Here is a 23565-nt window from a genome sequence, read left to right on the forward strand (position 1 = left end):
TGTGTCTTACCACTTCCATTCGGCACCGACACGCCACATACGTCCGTCAATATAAATAGCATCGATTTTCTTATTGAAAATATTGTCGACGCCGCCATATACGGAAAAGGCTTCGTTCAACTTTTTATTGAACGAGAAGTTCACCGTATTATAGGTGTACATCTTGCCGTCGTAGTGATAGTCGGATGCGAATTGATCCCATAAAACGGCACTGAATCCGTGAATCTTATCCTTATCGTCATAAATGAGTTGGAAAGTCGTCGTATTCTTAGCCCGATTATCTAACTGCGTGTGTTTCTTCTTATCAATGGCATCTAACCAGTTATGCGTAATCTTAGTAATCCAACGCTTGCCGATACGACGGCCCACTTCAGCTTCTATACCGTTAATCTGCGCATCATCGACGTTCACATAACGATAGTCTCTCGGTCCTGTAGGGCCTGTAAATCGTTCCGTCGTAATCAAATTGGTTACTTTATTGTTAAAGTAAGTCACCTTGCCGAACCAAGCACCCTTGTCCGCTTCTACGGAGAAGTCGAAGCTCTTCGACTTTTCCGGATCCAATTCGGGATTGCCGTAAATATTAACCGTCATAGGTCCCATGGCACGGTGCATGCGCATGTATAACTCCGTAATAGTCGGAGCCTTATAGCCTAAGCCGTAATTAGCTTTAAAGCGCCAGAAGTTATTAAAGTTATAGGTAAGGCCCACCTTCGGTGTCACTTCCGAACCGAATTGACTGCTGTGTTCAAAACGTAAGGACGGAATAATATAGAGCTTATCGTTAACCTGCCACTGGTCTTGTACATAGGCAGCATAAGAATCGACCTTATGTGACTTCATAATCTTGTTCATACCCGACAGCGAGTCACCTAACCGGGTGCCGGCATACTTCACTCGACGGAATTCACCGCCATAAGTCAGATTATGCGAGTCGCCGATATAGGTCGTATTCTGTGCCTCTGTTACCCACGTGCTGTATTTAGCTCTATCCATATCTTCTTTCGGATATTGTAAGTCGTAGTTAGCCGGTGTGCCGGCAGGGGTCATAATCGGGCCGCTGGGTAAAATGCGTTCATTCAATAAATGGGAATACTTTTCCAAATCATTATAATAAGTTCTAAACTTATAGTCGTTTTTCTTCGTCTTTCCCGAATATTCTACGCTAAAACCTCGCGATTCATTGTCATACCATTCTTTTTTGTTTTTATTCGTCAAGCGCCAAGCAACGGGAGGCATAGAACCCGTAAAAATCCGCGATTTCGTATCGGGAAAATCGGAACGGAAGTTTTCCTTACCGTAATCTATATCAAAACGAAGCTTGTTTTTATTAGCATTTTCAAAATCATATTGAGATGCCAAGTGAATAAGCTTTCTCATGCCGTACATAGACCGCGTGTATCCGTCCGTAATGGAGCTGACAGCATGCGTCATCGGGTTGATCGCTTCCGAGTGTCCGAAGCGGTTGAAGGGGCGGCGACGTTCCAAGCGGGCATCAATACTCGTTGACCACCGGCCGTGTTTACCGAAGTCGAAATTACCGTATTCCGACGTGCTGAGAGTTCCCGTCGATACGCCGAAGGTACCTCCCGCCTTTTTAGGCACGCGCGTAATAACATTAATAACGCCGCCCATGGCATCAGACCCGTACAGAGAGCTGGACGGCCCGCGAACAATTTCAATACGGTCAATATCACTGACATTGAGTCTTTGCAATGCATAGACGTTCGTCGTATTGGATGCGTCTTCACCGGCAATACGCTTGCCGTCAACAAGAATCAGGGTGTGATTTGTACTCATACCGCGGAGCTGCACAGAGTTTCCCGTCATACCCGCTTTCGATAAATTCAAGTTATCGGCCAAAGCCAGTGCGGACAATACATCATCAGCACCCATGCGCTGAATATCTTTAGCCGTAATGACTTCCGCCGACTGAGGTTCCGTTTTTAAAAGTTCTTGCGTTCGCGATGCCGTAACGAGGATTTCCCCGCTATATACTCCGTGTCCCTTTGTATCTTCCGTTGTCGCACCGGTCGTGTCGGCGGCAATTGCCGTACCGGCAACCGTAGCTGCCAAAGCTGCTAAAACAAGTAATCGAATCGGTTGTTTCATCGTAATCCTCCTGTTATGATTTAGTTTTATCTTTACGCAAATAGGGGAAACACATGGGATAATACCGCCCGTTTTCTTCTACTTCCGTAATGGTCACGTTTACATCGTATAGGGTTTCTAAAATCTCCTTACAAAATACATCTCTCACCGGTCCGTCAGCTACAATCTCTCCATCTTTCACGGCAATGAGACGATGACTGAAGCGGGCCGCATGATTTAAATCATGCATAACCATAATAACCGTAATATCCGTCTTCTCATGAAGTTGTACGACAAGATCCATTAACTCAAGCTGATAATGGACATCCAAAAAAGTTGTCGGTTCATCAAGGAGCAGAATTTTCGGTTCCTGAGCCAAGGCCATGGCCAACCAGGCTCTCTGCCTCTCACCGCCCGACAAGGCACCGGTTCTCTTATATTGCATGCTCGTAAGGCCCGTAACCTTTAATGCATGCTCAACGGCCGCCTCGTCATCCTGTGATAATTGGGAAAAAGCCGATTGGTAAGGGATACGACCGCATGCCGCTAATTCCCGCACGGTCATATCTCCCGGGGCTTGTGCCGACTGCGGCAGGACGGAAATATGTTTTGCCACGGCTTCCGACTTTAACTCTTTCAAGTCTTTACCGTTTAAATACACAGCCCCACCCGTCGGCTTCAGCAACCGACCCAAGGCTTTCAACAAGGTCGACTTACCGGAACCGTTCGGTCCGATAATAGAAACGATTTCGGGTTTTAAAAAGGCGGCACTCATATTCGAAGCAATGACGGTTTTGCCGTATTGTAAATGTCCGTTGCGAATTTCCAATGTATCACTCACGAGCGCATCCTCCTTTTCAATAAATATAAGAAGAAGGGTGCTCCCAAAAAGGACAAGAAAATACCCACAGGCACTTCAACAGGACTGAATACAGTTCTCGCCGCCATATCGGCCAAAACCACCAGCACGGCACCGAAAACAGCCGACGCCGGCAAGAGGTATTCAAAGTCCGAGCCGACAATAAGACGCATAATATGAGGAATAATAAGGCCCACAAAGCCCAACAGTCCGGCTACGCTGACCGCCGAAGCGGCCAACAAGGCCGACAGTGCCAAGAGGAAAAAACGCACGCGTTCTACATTGAGTCCCAATGAAGCAGCCACATCGTCACCTAACTGCAAGGCATTTAATTTCCGATAACTGCACATGGTCGCTACAATACCGACAGCACTGTACGGCAAAATCATGACAACATGTCGCCAACTGTTGCCGGCAAAGCCGCCTGCCATCCAGTTGACAGTTCCCTGAATGCGATCAGAGAAAAACACGGACAGAGCTGCCGAACCGCCGCCGAAAAAGGCGGCAATTGCCACACCCGCCAAAATAAGTCTTAAAGGATGAATGCCGTGTTCCCAGGCCAGCAAAAAGACTACTATAGAGGCCACAACGGCACCGCCGAAGGCGGCAAAAGGAACGAAGTACGTAAGTTCCGGTGAAATAAGCATGAGTGCCATGGCAGCCAGCCCGGCCCCGGCCGTAACTCCGATAATTCCCGGGTCGGCCAAAGGGTTGCGTAAAATGCCTTGTAATATACACCCTGCCAAGGCCAGATTCGTTCCCGTAAGAGCCGCACAAATAACACGAGGCATACGAATGTAATAAATAATCCGATAGTTTTCCGATTGTGTTACTCCCTGTATAACCTCAAATACTTCCCGTAGCGTAATAGGAACGGCACCGGCAGCTATACCGATAAACAAAGATCCAATCAAAGCTACCGTGCCGGCAAGCAGAGTTAAATAACGCCGCTTTTCTTTACTGCCGTCTATGGTTGCGGTATTTCGGCTCATTGCGTGCCTCCGTTTTCATACAGGTCCGTATACAAAACGGAAAGCGCCTTGGCAATACGGGTCCCCGGGTTAACGGAGAACAAGTCTCCCGACAAATAATATACGTGCCCCGTCTTAACAGCCGTCACGCCTTGCCAGAGAGAGTTTTCCGCTAAATCTTTTTTAAAGCTTTCAACCAGAGTCGGGTCGGGCATCATGCTTATAAAAAGAATATCCTGAGGATCTTGTTTCACAATGTATTCCATACTTAAAGGCACAAAACTGTCTTCTACCGGAGAGGTTCCGTCGGCAATATTCACGGCACCCAGCTGAGTCAACAAATCACCGCTGAAAGATTTGCTCGTAGCCATGCTGAAACTTCCGGGAGTGCCGAATACAATAAGTGTCCGAGGCGGCGTCTTTCCCTTAGTTTTGTCCACCACAGCCTTGTATTCTCCTTCTATTTTTTCTTTTTCAGCTGCCGCCGTATCTTCATGCCCGGTCAATTCGCCGAAAAAGGTCAACGTGTTCAATACATCTTCGTATGAATTTAAGTTATTAATGTATAAAGGTATTCCCGCTTTTTGCAATGTATCTCGAATACCTGTTTGAAAAGGAACGTTGACTCCAATTACTAAATCGGGCTTTAAGGAGAGAATCTTTTCTATATTCGGGTTGTGAATCATTCCCACTTCAGGAATGTCGGCAATCTTCTCCTTTAAATCGGGGGCAAAGGACGACGACGACGGTTTCCCCACAGCCGTACCGCCGGCTGCATAATACATATCTAAATTAGATGCATTTAAAAAGACTACCCGTTTCGGATGAACGGGAATGGATACTTCAGTACCCGTGCCGTCCGTGACAGTCCGCACTGTCTGGGTTTCCGTTCCGCTTTGCCGCATTCCCATCCATCCGACAAGGCCGACAAGACAAATAGCCAATATAGCCAGTATGATCTTAACCGTTCTGCCCATAAAACCACCTCTTATATTTTCTTTTAATTTACGTATAACTTTCCTACATAATCTTACAAAAATTGATACCGTATGTCAATTAGTTATACAAAAACTATTGAGTTGTCATGCCAATAAAAAATACCGATTATCTTAGAAAGACAATCGGTATTTTTACCGGATCCGGAAGGTTCTGCCTTTTCGGGCCCATTTCTTTATTCATCTTTTTCTATTATTATTCTTCTCTTTCGTGACGATCAATTTCCGTCTTTACTTTTTCAAGCAACGCTTCAGGTTCGAAGCCGCCTCTTTGAGCCACCATATCCAGGGTAGCAATCCGCCCCATGGCGGCAAAGACAACAGGATTTTTCAGTTTAGAGTAAGTGGGAGACAAGGCGATGAACCATTCTTTTAAATACGGATACTTATCAAAGAGACCCGCCATAGTTATAGACGTCGTCAATTCGGCACCCTTGTCGGGAGCACTTGCAGCAACTTCTTTCCCGGCCTGAGAGTTTTGTATAATCTCATTTCTCCGTTCTTCCGCCGCTACGCTTTCTCCGTCTTTCGTGAAAGGAGTCACATCTTGCATAGTTTCCAAAACACCCCGGAACTTTCCTTTTTCGTCATGAACGCCGATATACTCAATGTGAACGATTCGGTCCTTCTTTTTTAAGGTAAATTGTACCTTATCTTTTTCACCGCTTCGTAAGGATTCGACGACACGATTAACAATAGGTCGCACTTCACGCGGATGGCAGTTCTGTAGCACTCGTCCAATAATCCCTGCAGACCGATCGAAAATGCGTTCTTTCGTATCCGTATAGAATTTAACAATATCATTTTCATCTGTAAAGGTTAAATCCATAGGCATATGCCGGTAAATTAAATTAATTTGTTCCAATGTCAATTTGCCGTTAGCTACCTCTAAAATATCTTCCGCCGACGATTTAACGCCGTATTTTTGTAAGAGATCATTAAGTTCACCCACAAAACCCGCATTAGTCGGTAACGCTGCTTCTTTTTCAGGCAGAAATCCGGACGGAGCTTCAATATTGGCAAAGCCGACTTCTTCCTCACCCAATCGCATTTGCCTGAATTCATCTTCCGTCAAAAGCTTTAAGGCCGTAGGGTAAAGGATGGACTTTTCTTTTAACATAATATCTTCAATTTTATCAATTACTTCAGGCTGAAGTTCCAAGAACAGTTTATCCTGATCCGTATCGAGGAGTCGTTTTCCTCTCGTCACGGCATTACGAACCGCATCGTCAAAACTCCACATAATAGCTGTCGGTCTGTCAAACCCCTTGGCTTCCAATGCGGGAAAGAGCTGATTGTGTTTACGGGCAAAATGGCGTTGATACAATAATAATCCGTCATAGACTTCCAACCACTCATTTTTAATAAACTTATCTTTTTTCAATAAGGCCTTCATACGCGAAACCAGCCCTTCCATAGCCTTATTTTCCTCTAGAAAAGTTCTGATAGGATGGCCTTCGGGCAACTCTTCGCATTCTCTGCCTTTTAAAATTCCGTCAAAGAGTTTCAGCAGTTCATCCATGCGATCCTGCATTTCCCCGTCTTCAATTCCGTCTTCCTTTAATTGCTGCTCACCGTAAGCAAATTCTTCGGGCGTTACGGAATCAAACCTGGAAGTCAATTCCTTGCGGGCCTCGTCAAACGACATGTGCCCCGTTATATAGGCCCGTTTAATACGCACCAGTTCTTTACATTTTTCAATATCTACTTTAAATACATCTGCCTGTACCATATTCAATTCTCCTTGTATATAAATATTTTATACTGAAACAATTTATCATTCTCACAGTCCAAGTATATGAATATTCACAAGGTCCGTCCATTGTAATTACAACATTATATTCGGGACTCTTGTATACGGGCAAACTCGTCAGCTACAGCACGGCGACTCTTTTCATCAGTTGCCAGCTTCAAAATAATACGGCCCATAATTTCGGCACCGCAAGAAAGAACCGGTTCTATTTTTTTATCCTGAACCATGGCTGCAATTTCCCGGGAGTGACCCGGATAATAAGTATCGCCCGCCGCTAAATATAATTGCAGAGCGGGACATTGATGACTCACATTGCCTACATCGGAGCTGCCGTTAGATCCGTCAGGCATCATATACTCAATTCCCATATCTGTTAAAACAGATGCCGAGACCTCCGTTGCCGCCTTATTCCATACCATATCATCAAAATCCAAGCCCACGGGAGTCACTTCATATGTCGTTTCCGTTGCCAGGGCCGCCCCTTTAATACAATTCATAAATTTTTCCACGACTTCATTTAGATAAGGGCGTGACGTATAGCGTAGAGTGCATTCCAACTCCGCTCGGTCCGGGACAACGTTTGAAGCCGTCCCGCCGTCCACAATGTACGTGCCTATACGCGTCTCAGGCCGTACATGCTGGCGCAACATATCTACGGCATGAAGAGCCAACATAGCCCCGTTCAGTGCATTCCTTCCCTTCCAAGGGTCGTGTGCTCCGTGCGCCGTTTGGCCGTGAAAAACGACACGATAGCAACTTAAGGCCAATACTTCCGAATTCGGTTCCGTCCGGTCGGACGATATATGAATCATAAGGGCTAAATCATAATCCTTAAATACGCCTTCTTTAACCATAACAGCCTTGCCGCCGCGCAACTCTTCGTCCGGCGTCCCGATTAAATCGATTTGTACGGGCAGGTCTTTGACTTTGGACAAGGCTGCCGCTGCTAAGAAACTCATTGCCCCGTTAGCCGAATGCCCGCAGCCGTGACCTATATCCGGCAAGGCATCATATTCTGCCAGAAGAGCCACTTTCAACACCGCTTTTTCAGGTCTTGTTACAACAGCTCGAAAAGCCGTCTTCTGTTTTGTGAAGTTCTCTTCTACAGGCCAACCCATTTGCCGGCACAGTTCTACATAACGGGCACAAGCCCTGTATTCACAGCCGGAGAGTTCCGGGTCGGCTGCTACGGCGTAGTTAAGGTCATAGGCAAGTTTCGCATTTTCTTCAATATATTTTTTTAACTCATCGTACCGATTCATTATTTCATCCCTCGCCTTATTTTTTCATATATATCATCCCTGCGATCCGTCTGTACGGGTATGCGTTTACGCACGTCCCCGGATAAATTCGTATCTACGCAAGCCGATAAGATTTGTCGCTTTGAGCCGGCTTCCGTCTCTATATATCCCAAAGGGTTAACAACTAAGGAATGTCCGCCGCCGATTTTACCCTGTACGTCATCGGTCGCATTTACACCGACTACCCAGCATTGGCACTGAACGGCTGCAGCACAACATAAAAGCCGCCATTGATCTACTCGAGGTAAAGGCCAGGAAGCAGGTACAAAAAGGATATCTGCCCCTTGAGCTGTCAACGTTACCCAGTCAATAAAGCGCAAGTCATAGCAAATAACCGCCCCGGCCTGTATACCGTCCAGCGCAAACTTACAAAGTTCTGATCCGGCCTCAAACCGTTCATCTTCTTTAGCCGGAGAAAACAGATGCACCTTATCGTAGGCAACCAACTCCTCGCCCTTACGATTAAATGCATATAGGCGATTATACAGGCCTGCGCCTTCTCGTACGGCTACGGAGCCTCCTACTATATTTACCTCGTATTGAGAAGAAAGTTTTGCCAGTAATGCTTTCGTTTGCTTACCGTCCTCATCAGCACCGGTTTCCAATGATTCCGGATAAAATCCGGTATTCCACATTTCGGGAAAAACAAGGACATCCGTATGACCGCTACTTACAGCCTCACTTGTCGCCTCTTCAATTCTTTTATAATTTGTTTCACAGTCACATTTGGCAGCCGTACACTGCACAATTTTGATGTTCATAAATACTCCTTCTTTTTCGAGTGAATATACTCGTATTATAAGATAGGATTTTTGGGCATGCAACGGTAGCAAGGATAAGTAGGCTGTGCTATAGTAAAATTGAATATTAAAGGAGAAAAATCCATGAGTAAAACTAAAAAGACCAATGCCATGCGCATATTGGATAAGAATCACATTCTTTACGACATAAAAACTTACGAATACACGGAAGAAGACTTATCGGGAATCCATGCAGCCGCCGAGGTAGGGATGCCGCCGGATAAAGTTTTTAAAACTCTCGTCGGCCGGGGAAATGTAACGGGCCCCGTCGTCTTTTGTATTCCTGTCCACAAGGAACTTGACTTAAAAAAAGCCGCTCATGTAAGCGGCAATAAAAACGTTCATCTCATTCACGTGAAGGAGCTTTCGGATCTTACAGGCTATATTCGCGGCGGCTGTTCACCTATAGGTATGAAAAAACTTTTCCCTACGTATATTGATGAAACCGCTCTTTCTATTGATATTTTCAGTATCAGTGCCGGCCAAAGAGGACTTCAGATTCTTGCGACTCCTAAAGATATTATAAAGCTCATCGACGCACGTACAGCCGATTTAACGATGTCCGATATCATTCTAACTGACGGGAGAGTGCGGTCATGACGAGTAAAGAACGCCTGGCGGCTCTTACGGACTGTACGGCCTGCCACCTCTGCCGTGAAGGCAATCGCGGCCCCACGCAATGGTCCGGCCCTGAAGATTCTCCACTCATGTTTGTCGGCGAAGGCCCCGGCGGTGTGGAAGACGAGTACGGCGTGCCGCTCGTAGGCCCGTCGGGAAAGTTATTGGATAAAGCACTCTGGAGTGTCGGCCTTACAAGAGACCGTATTTACGTAACCAACATCGTAAAATGTCGTCCTCACAACAACCGTACCCCGACCCTAGATGAAGGTCGTTTTTGCGCGGATCTTCATTTACGTGCGGAAATTGAAGCCGTCAAGCCGGCCGTCATCGTCTGCCTCGGCAAGGTTGCCTTTCAGTACTTTTACGGTAGTGCAGGCAGTATTATGAGGAATCGCGGCAAATGGCTTGATTATGAGAAAATTCCCGTCATGCCCACCTATCATCCTGCTTTTTTACTGCGCCAAACAGGTAAAGAGCTGGTCGAATCGAAGTGGCAGGTTTATTACGACTTAAAATCCGCTGTCGAAAAGGCACAGAAAGTACGACCGGGATATGTATTGAAAAGTGAGTTCATCCCCGATTTATTACAAACTTATAATTATTTGAAAAAAGAACGACATATGTAATAGAGGCTCGACACGATATCGTGTCGAGCCTCTTTGTTTTGGAGCGGATGAAGGGGATCGAACCCTCGTACCGAGCTTGGGAAGCTCGTATTCTACCACTGAATTACATCCGCACGAAACATGTTCAGTATAGCAATAAACCGGTCATTTGTAAAGAACGAAGGATTTTCATCACTGTTACAAAAGAAAAATTCGGTCGGAGCCGCTAAAAAACTCCGACCGAATTCCAAACCTAAAGCATACCGTACTTTTTATCCCTTATAATCGGCAGCGTATCTTGCCATAGCACCGCCCAGGTCACCGATGAAGTAACCGAAATGCTGCTGGCACGCCCAGTTAACAGCAACACTGTCGGCCATTTGTTCCGTCGACGGCGTAGAATGCATAGTGAGTTCATTCCACTGTTTCGTCGATTTATCGTAAATATACGCTTTGCTCTTATTCGTATCGACGCGGTACTTCACTTTTTGGCCTTCGCCCGTTAAGATATCCGATTCCATGATGGTTTCGTGTTTCCGTGCCGTAAAAGTCCAAACGCCGTCTTTATCCGTATCTGTGGATATAGACTTCATATCCAAATAAGTTTCATAATCGCCTTGTGCGTAAATCGGTCTATATTGTTCGTTGTAGACCAAAGAGCTGTTGAAATACGTCGTACGACGATTTTCCGCCCCTTCTTTATAGCCGAACCACTGAGCTTTATTATCCCAGAAAAGCTTATACCAGTGGTACTGATCACTCAGATTATTAAAATGATATACGCCCAAGTCACCGTAATGCAAGGTAATCCCTTCATGTACGGCTTCACCGGCTACGGGCGAATAATAGTTCCGAGCATCCGTATATGTCTGCCAAGATTTTGTGCGTTCGTCATAGCCCATAAGGTAGGCAAATTCCGAATCCTTCGACTGAACGATATAGAAGTTACGACCGTCATCGTTATTTACAATTTGATGTATTTCCATTGTATAGTAACGACCGAGAGACGGTACTTCTTTCGTATAAATAACCTTACTATGTTGTTTAACAATAATCTGAGCTACGCCGTTTTCGCGAGCGTAAGAAATATGAAATTTGTTGCCGTGATCTTTAAACGAATCATCATAGTTGTTTCGTTCCGGCCCGAAGACAACGGAATGAACCGGCGAAAACGAAGCTAACGCCGAAAAAGATGTACACAAGGTGACGGCGAGAGCACTGACAAGTAAGCGAACAGATTTTTTTGCATTCATAAACGACACTCCTTTATTCTGGTTGAGTTCTCGAAAAATTGATAACTCTTTTACATAAAAATTATCACATTTTGTTAAACCGGTCAATTGAAGATGATTTTTGTGTTTTCTTTGTTAATAAAGTGTTACTTTTCCTTAAAGTAATTCGCAGTATTCACTGCAATCCACGCTCTCATCATCCCTAAAAAGACGGTCGTCTCCGCAATACTGCGAAGACGACCGTCTTTTTACATCAATCGGAACTAGAATTTATACGTAGCCTGTACACGAGTATAGTTTCCCAACGTAAAGGTTTCCGACCCGTACAAAGTATCTCTTCGATTTATCCCCTTAGCATCAAAAGTGTAAAAAGCTTCCAACAGGAAGTTCTTAGTCGGTACGTAAGCCGTCCCGAGCGTAAAGCTGCGAATGCCGTCCAAGTATCTGTCCGGCACACCGGTTGCTCCCGTTCCTCCGAAGAAGGAACCGTGTTCAAAATACTTATAATCCGCAAAGGCGCTCCAACTTCCGGGTACCTTCATATCCGCTTTGCCCACGTCAAACCGAAGTGTCCAGAAATGAGGTGTACCGCCGTCGTGACGACCCGTAATTTCAAAGTCGGACGTTCCCGCCGTATGCTCATAAGCCGTATGCCCGTTCAAGTATCTCCCCAAGTCGGACCGGTTCTGACCGTAGTCAACAGATACGGCAGCCTTCTTACCCAGACGATAAGTGGCACCTAAGCCTATAATATTAGCCGGATTAGTAAAAGTCCGTTCCTTAGTCGCACGCCCTTCGGCATAATGAGCCTTATACGAATTTCCGCCGACAGACCGCAAGTACCAAGCCGTCAGTCCAAGTTTGTCGCCTACTACCTGCTTAGCCTGTACAAATACGGCTCGATCAATAGGCGGTACATAATCTCGCTGTAACACAATGCCTTGAGAAGGAATAATGGTTCCCGTGTACTTGCCCAGTTCTTCACGCGGCAAAGTGCTGTAACCGTCCGTCTGTCTCAGTACATTCGCAATTTCATTAAAACAATCGGCTAACAAGCTGGGGTAGTAATCACTACCTTTAACCGAAACGGTGCCTCTTGTACCCGATTCAGGCAATTCCACGCTGTTCAGCTTATAGATTTTTTCTTTTAGTCCGTCCAACTGAGTCGTATCGACAGTTACTGTATACGGCTGATTTGTAAAAGTAAGATCTCCCAAGTCTTTGGCACGTTTTTCATAGGCTTCCTTGATTTGATCCGCATGTGCATCATACCACTTATCAATATAAACCTTGCCGTTTTCATCAAAGAGCGACGGATCGGCCAAAGAAATTTCAAAAAGCGGGTCCTTTGTATTCAGTCCTGTTACACCGGGTGCAATATTTTGGTTAAATGAGTTATCTTCGTCATACCACTGACCGTCATCTTCATCATACGTTCTTGTATGATATGAATAAGTCGCCTGTATTTCAGGCATACGCAAGGAGACAGTCTTTTTTGCTATGGCGGATCCGTACGCTTTTATAGCAATATCCCGCATTCTGCGTACAACTTCAAACTGCCGTTCTCTAAGCGGCGCCGTCTGCACCTCATACTGAGCCTGAGCAGCTGTAACTGCCGCTTGCAACTGTGCCAACTGTTGCCGTAAGGGGGCAAGAACACTTTCCGGTTCACCGTCCAGGTACTGCTTCGACCAAATATCGCTTTCCAAATTCTCCGCCGCCGTTTTTGCGTCATCTACAGCCCGTGCCAGGGCAGCTTCCTGATCTCTTAGTGCTTTTAATTGCTGATAGAAGTTGACCGTATTCGGAGCATTATCTACTACCAATTCCTTGCGCCCGCCATCCGAGTCAAGCGTCGTTCCTACAAATTCATCTACCGTAGGAGGTCTTAAGAAACCCGTATAAACAGCATGGGTATAAGCTGAATCACTAACACCCGTAGAATGACTGAAATCACCGAAGCCGACTTTAACTTGAGACTTCGCTCCCGTCCATACAGCCCGGCCTCCGTCAAACTCTTTGCCGAACCAATAAGAGGTGACCCCGAAACTTTCATGTAATCGACCTAAGCTGAAGTCCCATTTGCCGCGACGGTTTGTCAAATCGGCTTCTTCAAGACGCTGATGAGAAAACCCTTGTGAGCCTTCCGTAACATGCCCCGTATCTACTCCGACTTGTCCCGAAGCACTGCCCACGAGGCGTATATTCGTGTTCTTGTCTACACGAACATTAACACCCAAACGTACTCTGTTTTCAAATCCATGCTCCTTTTCATCTCTTAAATTGCGCGCCGCATCGATATCAATGGAGCTGGTCGCCGTCACACGAGCTGTCGGTCTCTGAGAGCCCAAATGACTGTCCCAACGGGCTCTGTAATCACCGAAAACTTCCACTCCTTTTTCAGCCGCGTCATCAAAAGGCCGTGACAGGAAATCTTCCCAACTCAAAGGTTCTACGATTGTATCATTCGGTATAGCTCCGTTCTTGGATTCCGCATCCGATCCGATTTTGAAGTTCGCTCCGAAGCGATAGACACGTGCCGAAAAAGCTCGATCATCGTCACGATGATTGAAAAGGTTGTTAATCCCGAAGTACACAACTGAATCTTTGTTGATTTTCTTCTGAATCATTAAGTTCCACATGCCGAAAGTTTTACGCTGATACATATCGGCCGTGCGTGTAGTGTTAAAGTTATAATGAATGACGGACTTGTCCGGATTCGTCGGATCGATATAGGATACCATGTAGTTACCGCCACCCTTAAGGGAGTTACTGTCCAACATGTTAATATAATAATCTCCCCATAGGCTGCCGCTCCAACCGCTCTTTTCATCATTGTAATCTATACCTATATCGATCTTATGTTGCGGTTTATCCAAAAGCTGACGCGGCATATCCTTATCGCTCTTATTTACGGCATGCAGGTACGTATAGCCGAAACGAGCCTTCCAATGTTTGGACAAGGTTTGTTTTAATTCCCATTCAAGGCCTGTAATTTCCGCTTTCCCGATATTTCGGAAGCTGTAAATCAGGTCGGGAGCATGCGAAAACTTTGAAGCTCCATAAGGGGTACTTTCATCATATTGAGGGTAAAAATCCATTAAATACCCCGTATTGTAAATGGACATATAGTCTTTTATACGGTTGTGGAATAAGGTCACCTTCGAATAGGTGTTCTTACTTTCCCCTTCCAACGAAAGATCGAAGTTTACCGCTTTTTCAGGCTGTAAACGCGGATTTCCCACCCAATACCATCCGAGACGAGCTTCACCGCCTCCAATGGTGGCATTGACAATATTAGGTCCGTACATTTCCCAGTTATAATACAGCTCTCCCATGCCCGGTTCGGTATAGCTCGTCCCTATATTGGCCTTAAACCGACGATGCGTATTACCCTTTACGTTATGGGTCATACCCAGATTAAAGGTCATATTGGACCCGAACAGTTCACTGTGATCCAATCTCAAGGCCGGCATAAGGATTGTATCTTTATTAAGTTGCCACATATCCTGCAAATAAAAATGTTGCTTTTTAATTTTTGCCTGACCCATGGTCACCTGATTGATACGTTTATTATATTCTTCCTTAAAATAAGCTCCGTTAAGTTTTAACTTTGTCGAGTCAAAGGACGGAACGGCCCCGTAATAAAAACTGGGCAAGTAAGCATCATACAGCGCCGGATAATAGTTGCCGTGCTCATCTCGTCGACCTTCTTTATTGTTGTGATAGTCTTCAATAAACTCCCTATTATTTTCTAATAAGGTTCTGGCAAATTGCTTATACCGTTCGTAGGCCTCCGGATTTCGTTTTTGTAAAGTTTTTTCCGTCACCGGGCCGTCGACGAGCCCCATGACCGCCGCCGGATCCTGTCCCGAATCGGGATCTAAATACTGCAGATATTCTTCATACGTAAACTGCGGCAAGGTAGCCGGATCGTTTTTATCTCCGTTATACCATTCCTTTTCCTTATCCCACTGCTCAACTCCGGCACTGTTTTTAGCAAAGGAGTGCCGATACACGGTAGATGACGGGATACCTCGTTTAACAGCCAAGCTCTTATCGTAGTCCCATGGATCTATGTTACGCACATACGTATGCGGAGCATTTTTCAGTCGACTGCCTTCCCCTTCTTCATTGGCATAACCGGCGCCGTACGACAAAAGATGCTTATCATTTATCTGTGTATCTGCCGACACGTCGAAACTCCATTGCCGATGATCCACATTGTCCACATAGTTCAGAGTATTTTTGCCTTCATACGTACTGTTGCCGTAGTCACTCGTCAGGGTAATGTCATTTTCTTTGACGCGGGCATATGTAAGTTCCGCCTGCCAATTGCTCTTACCCGACTTAGCTTTGTACGTCAGGTTCATATTGTTTCGATCCAAGTCGCGTTTGTAATGAACTTGCGGCTCTACGTAAGAGTTGCTTCTCTTAACATACCGCTCCAGATTTTCCTTATACCGGTCTGCGCGAACGGATACGGATCGATTCTTATCAATGTCATAGATGCCGAAAACACCGACATTGGAATTAGTCCCGTAAAAGCGCAACGAATTTTTCAAAAAACCGTGGTCTTCATCAGATGCCAAAAAGCTGTTCTTTCTGGCACGGCTGGCATAGACGGGCATAATGTCCTGTTTACTGCCGTATACGTCAAATCGGAACTTACCCACCTGTCCCGAATCGGCCCGTAAAAAATAGTTGGAATACGGTGAAATATCACCGTCTCCTTTTTCTCGCCTTCCTTCCAAATTAAAACGAAGCCCCGACTTTTTACTCGGTTTATTCGTAATGACATTAATGACACCGCCGATAGCATCAGCCCCATACTTGGCACTGGCTGCACCTTGAACGATTTCGATATGGTCCACGTTTTCCGTTCCCAGTCGTTGTAATTCGTCCCCGGCACCGGAGTACTTGGCCAAGTCCCCCATAACGGGTTTCCCGTCTACAAGAATCAGTGTATGTCGAGGCTCGGCCCCGCGAATAGAGACGCCCACACGCCCCATAGAGTCGACCGTACGGGTGACCCCCGTCTCATTAAAGACAATATCTTCAACGGATTTTGCCTGTTTCTTCTCAATTTCCGCCTTTGTAATTATAGTCTTTTGTTGAGACTCAAACTTAGCTTCTTCTTCAGCTCGCGTAGCTTGAACAATAATATCTCTCGTAGTAACTCGTTCTGCGGCACTCACCTCATACCCGGGCACCGCCAGCCATGAAACCAAGGCACACAGCAGTAACGTATACCGTCTCGTGTACCTTAAAGGATACCTCATAATTACCTCCCCGGTCGGACATGATGTCCTTCCATGCTCTTTGGTATTTTGAATATCGTTATCTTTATGATACTAGGGTATGGATACGCCTTCTACTCCGTTCAGTTCATAAATAATCCGTTTCGACAAAAATTTTTACATCGTACCGTTCATTCCGGCCAAGCTCTCTTTCTAAGATTCCCATAATATTCTCACAAAAAAAGCCGGCACCGAAGTGCCGACTTTTCAAAAACACTAGAATTTATACGTTGCCTGTATACGAGTGTAATTGCCGAGTCGGAAGTTTTCCGGCCCGTACAATGTATCTCGTTTGCCCGTTCCTTTGGCATCAAAGGTGTAGAAAGCTTCAATAAGTAAATCTTTACGAGGCACATATCCGGCACCGAAAGTAAAGCTGCGAATACCGTCCATGTAACGATCCGGTACTCCTTCCGTTCCGTTACCGCCGAAGAAGGAGCCGTGTTCAAAATACTTGTAATCCGCGAAGGCATTCCAACTTCCGGGCACCTTGGTATCGGCCTTGCCCATATCGAAACGAACAGTCCAGAAATGAGGGGTTCCGCCTGCCTGATATCCGGTGATATTGAATACCGGCGAAGCATAAGCATGTTCGTATGTCGTATGACCGTTCAGGAATCGCCCGAACTTGGTTCGATTCTGCCCGTAATCGAAGGAAAGAGATACGTCTTTGCCGATTTGCCAAGCTGCGCCTATGCCGAAAACATTGGCCAATGTCGAAAATTCATGCTTTTCATTGACCGTTCCCGTCGCCCTGTCAGTCTTATACGAATCGCCGAAGGAGCGTAAGTACCAAGCTGATACACCGACAGTCGGCGTAATTTCATGTTTATACTGTATGAAAGCCGCTCGCTTCAACGCCGGGACATCATCTTTTACGAGTACGCCCGTAAAGGCGGGGATGATTTCGCCGATTGTATTCTTAAAGGCTTCACGCGGCAACTGACTGCCGCCGTCCGTTTCTTGAATTCGTTTCGCTACGGCGCTGAAATATTCATTAATGACATAGGGCATGCCCTGACTTGCAAAGAGGCTATCCGTCGACGACGGTGATACGAAATCGTTTCTGTAAATTTGTTCCTTCAATGCATCCATATCGACGGTTACATCTTCCGCCTCAATACCGTCTTCAAACGAAAGAGCCGCAAACCCTTCTTCTACGTAGTTACTTTCAATTTCACTCTTATGAGCATCCCACCAGCTGTCGAAGAAGGATCGTCCTTGTAAGGGACTGCCGTCATTATAAGGAATGTAAAATTTCTTAGCACCCGAATAATACATAGACGGCGCATAAGTTAAGGTCTTCGTATGTTCGTCACCGTTATCGTCCGTATACGTAACCGTCACGCCGTCGGGCTGACGAATTTCAAACTTTGCTTCCGACAATACGGCTTCATCTAAATAATTACCGTACGTCGCCTTAGCAATATCGTACATATGGCGCATAATGCCCAACAATTCTTCCGTCGACGCTCCGGACGCCTTGGCACGTTCCAATTGTTGATAGAAATTAATCGTATCGGGAGCATTTGCAACCTGTTTTTCACCGTTAAAACTGATACCCACGTCATTAGAAATAAGGCCGATGAATTCATCAATCGTCGGTACCCGCATATAGTTTTCTCTTACGACATGAGTATACGGGGAATCACTGATGCCCGTACTGTTCTTAAAACTGCCGAAGCCTAATCGCAACTGAGATTTTCCATCCGTTCTGACAGCGCGAGCTCCGTCGTATTCCTTGCCGAACCAGTACCCGGTTACACCCATCCGTTCATTCAGACGACCCAGTGAATAGTCCCATTTTGCGGCATGTCGGGTGACATCAAAGGTATCGAGGCGAGCATGATTGAAGCCTTTGCTTTCAGACATATCGTACGACGTATCCACACCCGTCATACCGGATGCGCTGGCAACGGCTTTGACGTTGGTCTTATCATCGATTCTCGCATCCACTCCGACACGAATACGTTGTTCAAAACCGTGTTCATCGTTATCACGCAAATTCTTTTCGGCACTGCCGACACGAGAGTCAAAAGTTGTTCTGGCTGCCGGCCGTTCCGATCCGTCATGGGCATTCCACCGAGCTCTGTAATCACCTATGAAATCGACACCCTTTTCACGCGTCGTATCAAAGGGAGCCTGTATAAAGTTCGATAACTTCACAGATTCACTTGTGACCGCTTTCTTTCCGTCAGTTTCTACAGCTGTTGCACTGTTTCCAGCCGCATGATCCGCCTTGCCCGTATCCGTCCCGGCCCGGTCTTCACCGTCGGCCTTGTAGTGCTGACCGAATTTCAAATTTACTCCGAAACGATACACACGGTCCTGTAAAGCTCTGTCATCATCGCGATGAGCAAAAATATTATCAATGCCGAAGTACATCATGGCATCATTTCTGAACTTCTTTTGAACCATTAAATTCCAAATGCCGTAAGTCTTCTTTTGATACGTCTGTTTTCCCCGTTCGGCAAAGTGGTAGTTAATAACCGAGTGCTGACTGTCGGGAGCAATATAAGACTCCATGTAGTTGCCGTTATTGGCAATAGAGTTGCTGTCCAGCATATTGATATAGTAGTCGGCCCAAAGACTTCCGCTCCAACCGCTTTTTTCATTTTCATAATTGATGCCGACATCGATTTTGTGAACAGGTTTATCCAAGAGCTGCCGCGGCATGTTGGGGTCTGTCTTATTGATTGCATGGAGCCACGTATATCCCAATTTAGCATTCCAGTGCTTATTAAATCGCTGCTTTACTTCAAATTCCAACCCCGTTATTTCAGCCTTGCCGATATTCTTAAAGCTGTAAATCATATCGGGAGCATAGAGGAATTTGGAAGCCCCCCATAAGGATTCAGTTGTAAGTTCCGGGTGGAAATCCATTAAGGCGCCTGTAAAGTAAATGGACATATAGTCCTTTATACGGTTATGAAAGAGATTGAAACGCGTATTCGTCTTGGCATTTTCCGTTTCATATCCGATGTCGAAGTTAAGAGACTTTTCCGGCTTTAAATCAGGGTTGCCGATAAAGTACCAACCCAACCGAGCCGTATCGGAGCCCACCGGACTGCTGCTGTACATTTCCCAATTATAGTACAGTTCACCCATGCCCGGTTCCGTGTAACCCGTACCGATATTGGCCTTAAAACGACGGTGTACATTGCCGCCTACATTTTTTGTAAGCCCCAGGTTAGCCGTTAAGTGGGCCCCGAAGAGGTCGCTCTTATCAAGACGCAAAGACGGAGTAACAATGGTATCTTTGTCCACCTGCCACATATCCTGTAAGACCAGGTACTGTTTATTAATGGATGCCTTACCTACATAGACCATGTTGTTGCGATCCTTAAAGGCTTCTTTAAACCGCTTGCCGTTAAATGTAACGCCCTGGATATTGGCTTGAGAATTGTAATAGCTTTCAATAGCCAACATATTATGGTAAAAGGGAGGATAAGGGGCAAACTTAGATGCATTTTCCGCCAGAATTTTGGCGGCAAAAGCATCGGCCTTTGCCTTGACGGCCGCCGGTAAGTTATCATAAGAAACCAGTGAAGCACCGTTAGGGAAGTATTGTTTATAGTCCGTATACGTAAAATCGGCTTTTTGACTTGTCGGGTCATTGCGATCATAGTTATACCATTCTGCCGCATTGTTCCAGTAGGGAATACCGTTTTCGTCACGCAATATTTCATAAGCATGGACGTTAGAAGCTACTTCCCCGCTTTGCCCCGAAACGAGAGGACTTTCTTTGGAGATGACGAAGAGGCTCTTATCATAATCCCACGGATCAATCCGCTTCAAGGTTACATGTGGAGCGCTCTTCAAGCGACTTCCCGATCCGTCTTCTTTCGAAAAGCCGAAGCCGTAGGAAAGAAGATGCTTATCGTTGACCTGTGTCGACGCATTGGCCGATATGCTCAATTGTCGATGATCCACGTCATCTACATACTCAAGCTGGTTCTTCCCTTCATAGGACGACTTGCCGTAATAGCTGCTGACCGTAACGTCATCTTCTCTCGTGCGCGAGTAATTGGCGTCAACGGACCAATTGGTTTTGCCACCGTTATTTCCCGTCCATGTAAAACCGTACGTATCTCTATCCATATTCCGCTTAAAATGTTGCTGCGGTTCCATCATGCTGTCACTGTGTTTCATATAACGGTCGAGGTTTTCATTGTATCTGTCGGCACGAAAATCGAGAGAGTTTTTGTCATCGAATTTATACGTCCCCGTAAAACCTGTATCGGAAGCCGTTCCGTAAAAGCGGAGGGAATTCTTCTCGAAGTTGGTAACCTTGGTCTGCATAGCCGAGCTGGATCGTCCTCGTGCAGCATAAACCGGCATAATATCTCGTTTACTTCCGTAAAGGCCGAGTCGTAATTTACCCATTTCTCCCGAGTCGGCACGGAAGAAGACATTTTGGTACGGGAATATGTCACCCTCTCCGCGAACTCGCCGACCTTCGGCATTAATCTGAATCGTCGGCTTCTTTTTCGCCTTTTTGGTCACTACATTGATGACCCCGCCGATGGCATCGGCACCGTATTTAGCACTGGCAGCCCCTTGAATGACTTCAATGTGGTCTACATTTTCAGTCCCCAGCCGTGTCACTTCATCACTGGCCCCGTAATACTTGGCCAAGTCACCCATAACCCGTTGCCCGTCTACCAGGATGAGCGTATGTCGAGGTTCGGCACCGCGAATGGAAACACCCACACGCCCCATAGCGTCAACCGTTCGCGAAACTCCCGTTTCTTGGAAGATGACATCTTCAACAGACTTTGCCTGCTTTTTTTCAATTTCTTTGCTTGTTATAATCGACGTCTGCTGGCTTTCATACTTAGCTTCTTCTTCCGCTCTTGTAGCCTGTACGATAATATCTCGAGTAACAACACGACCGTTTCCGTCTGCATATACGGGCATAGCCAACCATGCTGCAATCGCCAAAGATAACATCATATATGATTGTATGCGGCGGGTGCGCCCGGTTACCTTTTTCATATACTGCAATCCTCTTTTCTTTATATTTATGTCATGATAATTTTTCTTAATTTTATCATCTAAACTCTTGACGATTCTACTCCGTTCGTACCAAAAATAATCCGAACAGACATCGATTATATTAATATTTCTGTAACATTATCGTATTATCTATGCTAGACCCTAATGATACAGTACGTTTACGGCCTTCAAACAAAAAGTCCTTGCCGATTTATTGTCGGCAAGGGCTTTTTGTCCTTGTGGACAGGCTGCGGAAGGTGTAGTATCACGCAGTCGTCTATAAGTATATGCCGATTGGGGACTCGGCTTGCACCTTTAGATTACAGAATAATGATTTTCATTTCAACTCCATTTGGACAAATTAAGCTCCGTTAAGGTATTTATTTCAATATTTTTTTCATATCGCCGACATATATTTGTTTTACGGGAAGACCTTCCTTTATGAAAGGTCCCCACAGGAAGGTCAATTGTTCGGGGCGGAGTTCTATGAGATGTAAGACAACGGGCATCTTTTCAATTGTCTGTGCCGAAATGCCCTTAAGGTCACATACTTTCTCGTAAACTTCCTGTCCCGGCAACAAAATCCCGACTCGTCCGGTGGCCTGTACACCGGCTAAGGTAGGCAATCCCTTAAAAGGATCATTGACGGCAAATGATGCCCTCTTATTTTTCCACATATATGAAAATTTGTGCCCGCCTTCACTGAAACAATAAAAGGCACCGTCATATATGACATATTCAATAGGTGTCGCACGCATCTTATTCTCTTCTCCCGTAGCCAAGACTCCCGTATCATGAGTCCGCAAAAATTGGCCGACGACTTCGCAAAACCGTTCTTCGCGAGGCGGCATTTTAGTCGCATCTGCCTCATCAGCCAAGCGCTCCCCTACGGCTACAGCATCATCTGTAAGCGACTCTTTTTTTAACAGCATAACTCGTTCATCCGCACGGATTTCAACGTTTGTTCCCTCATCTGCTTCCGTTTGCACCGGACATAAGACAATATTTTTTCCTGCAAATCGATTCCTGATTTTGGCCGTTTCCTTAAAATTGTCTTTATCCGCTACCACAATAAGTCGTCCGTATGCCTTATCATTTATTTCGTCCTTCAATCCGGCGTAGGCACTCATTGATACTATAGAGCCGATTATTACTGCCGGACCGTGATTCTTTTCTCTATCATATACTATCAGCGTATTCATAATATCCTCCTTATCAAAAAGGGATGTAACCTCATGTTACATCCCTTTTTATTATTCTCCGTCCGTAATTTCAAATCGCACGGTCGTCTGTGTTTCTACCGTTTCTCCTGTCGGGTTGGGGTAATGACCGACGGCTCTTGCTGCCGCTGCCGCCGCCGAGCCAAACTGACCGTCGCTCGCACCGAGAACCACTACATCCGTTACGGTACCGTCCGGTAAAATAGTGGCACCGATAGTCGCCGTTCCTTCAATATTCCGTTTCATAAGCATAGGCGGATAGGATTTGTTCGCTTCTACAGCCGCCCTAAATCCCTCGTAGTCGAAAGGTGCTCGCGGAGCTTCTCCCGTTCCGCTTCCGCTACCCGTACCTTCACCGTATCCGTTGCCGTTACCGTTTCCCGAGCCGGTGCCGCCGCCATTACCGCCGCCGCTGCCGCCGCCCGTTCCGGGCCCGTTACCGCTGACGCCGCCACCGGTCGTACTGGAACTCATATCGCGATCGCCTTCTGACGACGCAGCGGGGACGTTAACACTGTCTTCTCCCGCATTTTCAACCGGCTGGGCAAACACGGACTGCGACTGAACGACCTGGTTAACACGTTTCGCCATATCCGCTTCACTCAACTTGTCGGGAAAAAGATTTCCGCCTCCACCGCCGCCGGAATGACCGCCTTCACTGTCAGGTGACCAGTCGGACTGTAGGTCGACTACATAAAACTGCTCTTCCTCCCGATCCATAATGATTTTAGGTACGATAAAGAGCGCTACGACGAGAACAAGGAGGAGATTGACGACAATTGACAAGGCAAAGGATTTTGCTCTTATATAGTCTCTCAT

At 46.0% G+C, this 23565-nt stretch carries 14 protein-coding genes and 1 tRNA gene; 2 read left to right on the forward strand and 13 right to left on the reverse strand.

All coding sequences use genetic code 11. The annotated features are described in order from the left end of the window. Nucleotides 1-6: 6 nt before the first annotated feature. The 7 genes from HMPREF9429_RS01380 to HMPREF9429_RS01410 form a co-directional block, all read right to left on the reverse strand. Complete coding sequence (locus HMPREF9429_RS01380; RefSeq protein ID WP_006941068.1) at nt 7-2112, reverse strand: TonB-dependent receptor plug domain-containing protein; 2106 nt, start codon at nt 2110-2112, stop codon at nt 7-9. Nucleotides 2113-2125: 13 nt separating this feature from the next. Continuing rightward, entirely contained in the window at nt 2126-2932 is an 807-nt protein-coding gene (locus tag HMPREF9429_RS01385; protein WP_006941069.1) for an ABC transporter ATP-binding protein, read from the reverse strand. Continuing rightward, nucleotides 2929-3942 carry a FecCD family ABC transporter permease gene (locus tag HMPREF9429_RS01390; RefSeq protein WP_006941070.1) on the reverse strand — a complete coding sequence of 338 codons (1014 nt, stop codon included), beginning with the start codon at nt 3940-3942 and terminating at the stop codon, nt 2929-2931. The genes HMPREF9429_RS01385 and HMPREF9429_RS01390 overlap by 4 nt, the downstream gene beginning before the upstream one ends. Next, a complete protein-coding gene (locus HMPREF9429_RS01395; protein ID WP_006941071.1) occupies nt 3939-4898 on the reverse strand; it encodes an ABC transporter substrate-binding protein in 960 nt (319 codons plus the stop codon). Before HMPREF9429_RS01395 ends, HMPREF9429_RS01390 begins: the two co-directional genes overlap by 4 nt. Before the next feature lie 214 nt (nt 4899-5112). Then, a complete protein-coding gene (locus HMPREF9429_RS01400; RefSeq protein ID WP_006941072.1) occupies nt 5113-6648 on the reverse strand; it encodes a PAS domain-containing protein in 1536 nt (511 codons plus the stop codon). 104 nt (nt 6649-6752) lie between these two features. Then, nucleotides 6753-7931, reverse strand: a complete 1179-nt coding sequence (locus HMPREF9429_RS01405) for an amidohydrolase (protein ID WP_006941073.1) — start codon at nt 7929-7931, stop codon at nt 6753-6755. After that, nucleotides 7931-8731, reverse strand: coding sequence for a nitrilase-related carbon-nitrogen hydrolase (locus HMPREF9429_RS01410; RefSeq protein WP_006941074.1), 801 nt, complete (start codon nt 8729-8731; stop codon nt 7931-7933). Before HMPREF9429_RS01410 ends, HMPREF9429_RS01405 begins: the two co-directional genes overlap by 1 nt. A gap of 123 nt (nt 8732-8854) precedes the next feature. Between HMPREF9429_RS01410 and ybaK the strand changes: the two genes are divergently transcribed. Both ybaK and HMPREF9429_RS01420 read left to right on the forward strand, forming a co-directional pair. Beyond that, nucleotides 8855-9370, forward strand: a complete 516-nt coding sequence (ybaK, locus tag HMPREF9429_RS01415; protein ID WP_006941075.1) for a Cys-tRNA(Pro) deacylase — start codon at nt 8855-8857, stop codon at nt 9368-9370. Beyond that, nucleotides 9367-10017 (forward strand): uracil-DNA glycosylase, encoded by a 651-nt coding sequence (locus HMPREF9429_RS01420; RefSeq protein ID WP_006941077.1) that lies wholly within the window; start codon nt 9367-9369, stop codon nt 10015-10017. Before ybaK ends, HMPREF9429_RS01420 begins: the two co-directional genes overlap by 4 nt. Nucleotides 10018-10056: 39 nt before the next feature. On the opposite strand, the gene HMPREF9429_RS01425 is transcribed toward HMPREF9429_RS01420, so the two are convergent. From HMPREF9429_RS01425 to HMPREF9429_RS01450, 6 genes are all read right to left on the reverse strand, one after another. After that, nucleotides 10057-10130 (reverse strand) — tRNA-Gly (locus HMPREF9429_RS01425). 138 nt (nt 10131-10268) lie between these two features. Continuing rightward, nucleotides 10269-11249, reverse strand: a complete 981-nt coding sequence (locus tag HMPREF9429_RS01430) for a hypothetical protein (protein ID WP_006941085.1) — start codon at nt 11247-11249, stop codon at nt 10269-10271. 242 nt (nt 11250-11491) lie between these two features. Next, entirely contained in the window at nt 11492-16510 is a 5019-nt protein-coding gene (locus HMPREF9429_RS01435; protein WP_083801167.1) for a TonB-dependent receptor plug domain-containing protein, read from the reverse strand. A gap of 234 nt (nt 16511-16744) precedes the next feature. Then, the gene (locus tag HMPREF9429_RS01440; protein WP_040773237.1) at nt 16745-21526 is read right to left on the reverse strand and encodes a TonB-dependent receptor domain-containing protein; all 4782 of its coding nucleotides are present in this window, start codon (nt 21524-21526) and stop codon (nt 16745-16747) included. A 380-nt stretch (nt 21527-21906) separates the two neighbouring features. Continuing rightward, on the reverse strand, nt 21907-22728 hold the full coding sequence (locus HMPREF9429_RS08820; RefSeq protein ID WP_006941092.1) for a pyridoxamine 5'-phosphate oxidase family protein: 822 nt from the start codon (nt 22726-22728) through the stop codon (nt 21907-21909). Between the two features lie 51 nt (nt 22729-22779). Continuing rightward, nucleotides 22780-23565, reverse strand: coding sequence for a TonB family protein (locus HMPREF9429_RS01450; protein WP_006941098.1), 786 nt, complete (start codon nt 23563-23565; stop codon nt 22780-22782).

The sequence above is a fragment of the Megasphaera micronuciformis F0359 genome, assembly GCF_000165735.1.
GTDB classification, from domain to species: Bacteria; Bacillota; Negativicutes; order Veillonellales; family Megasphaeraceae; genus Megasphaera; species Megasphaera micronuciformis.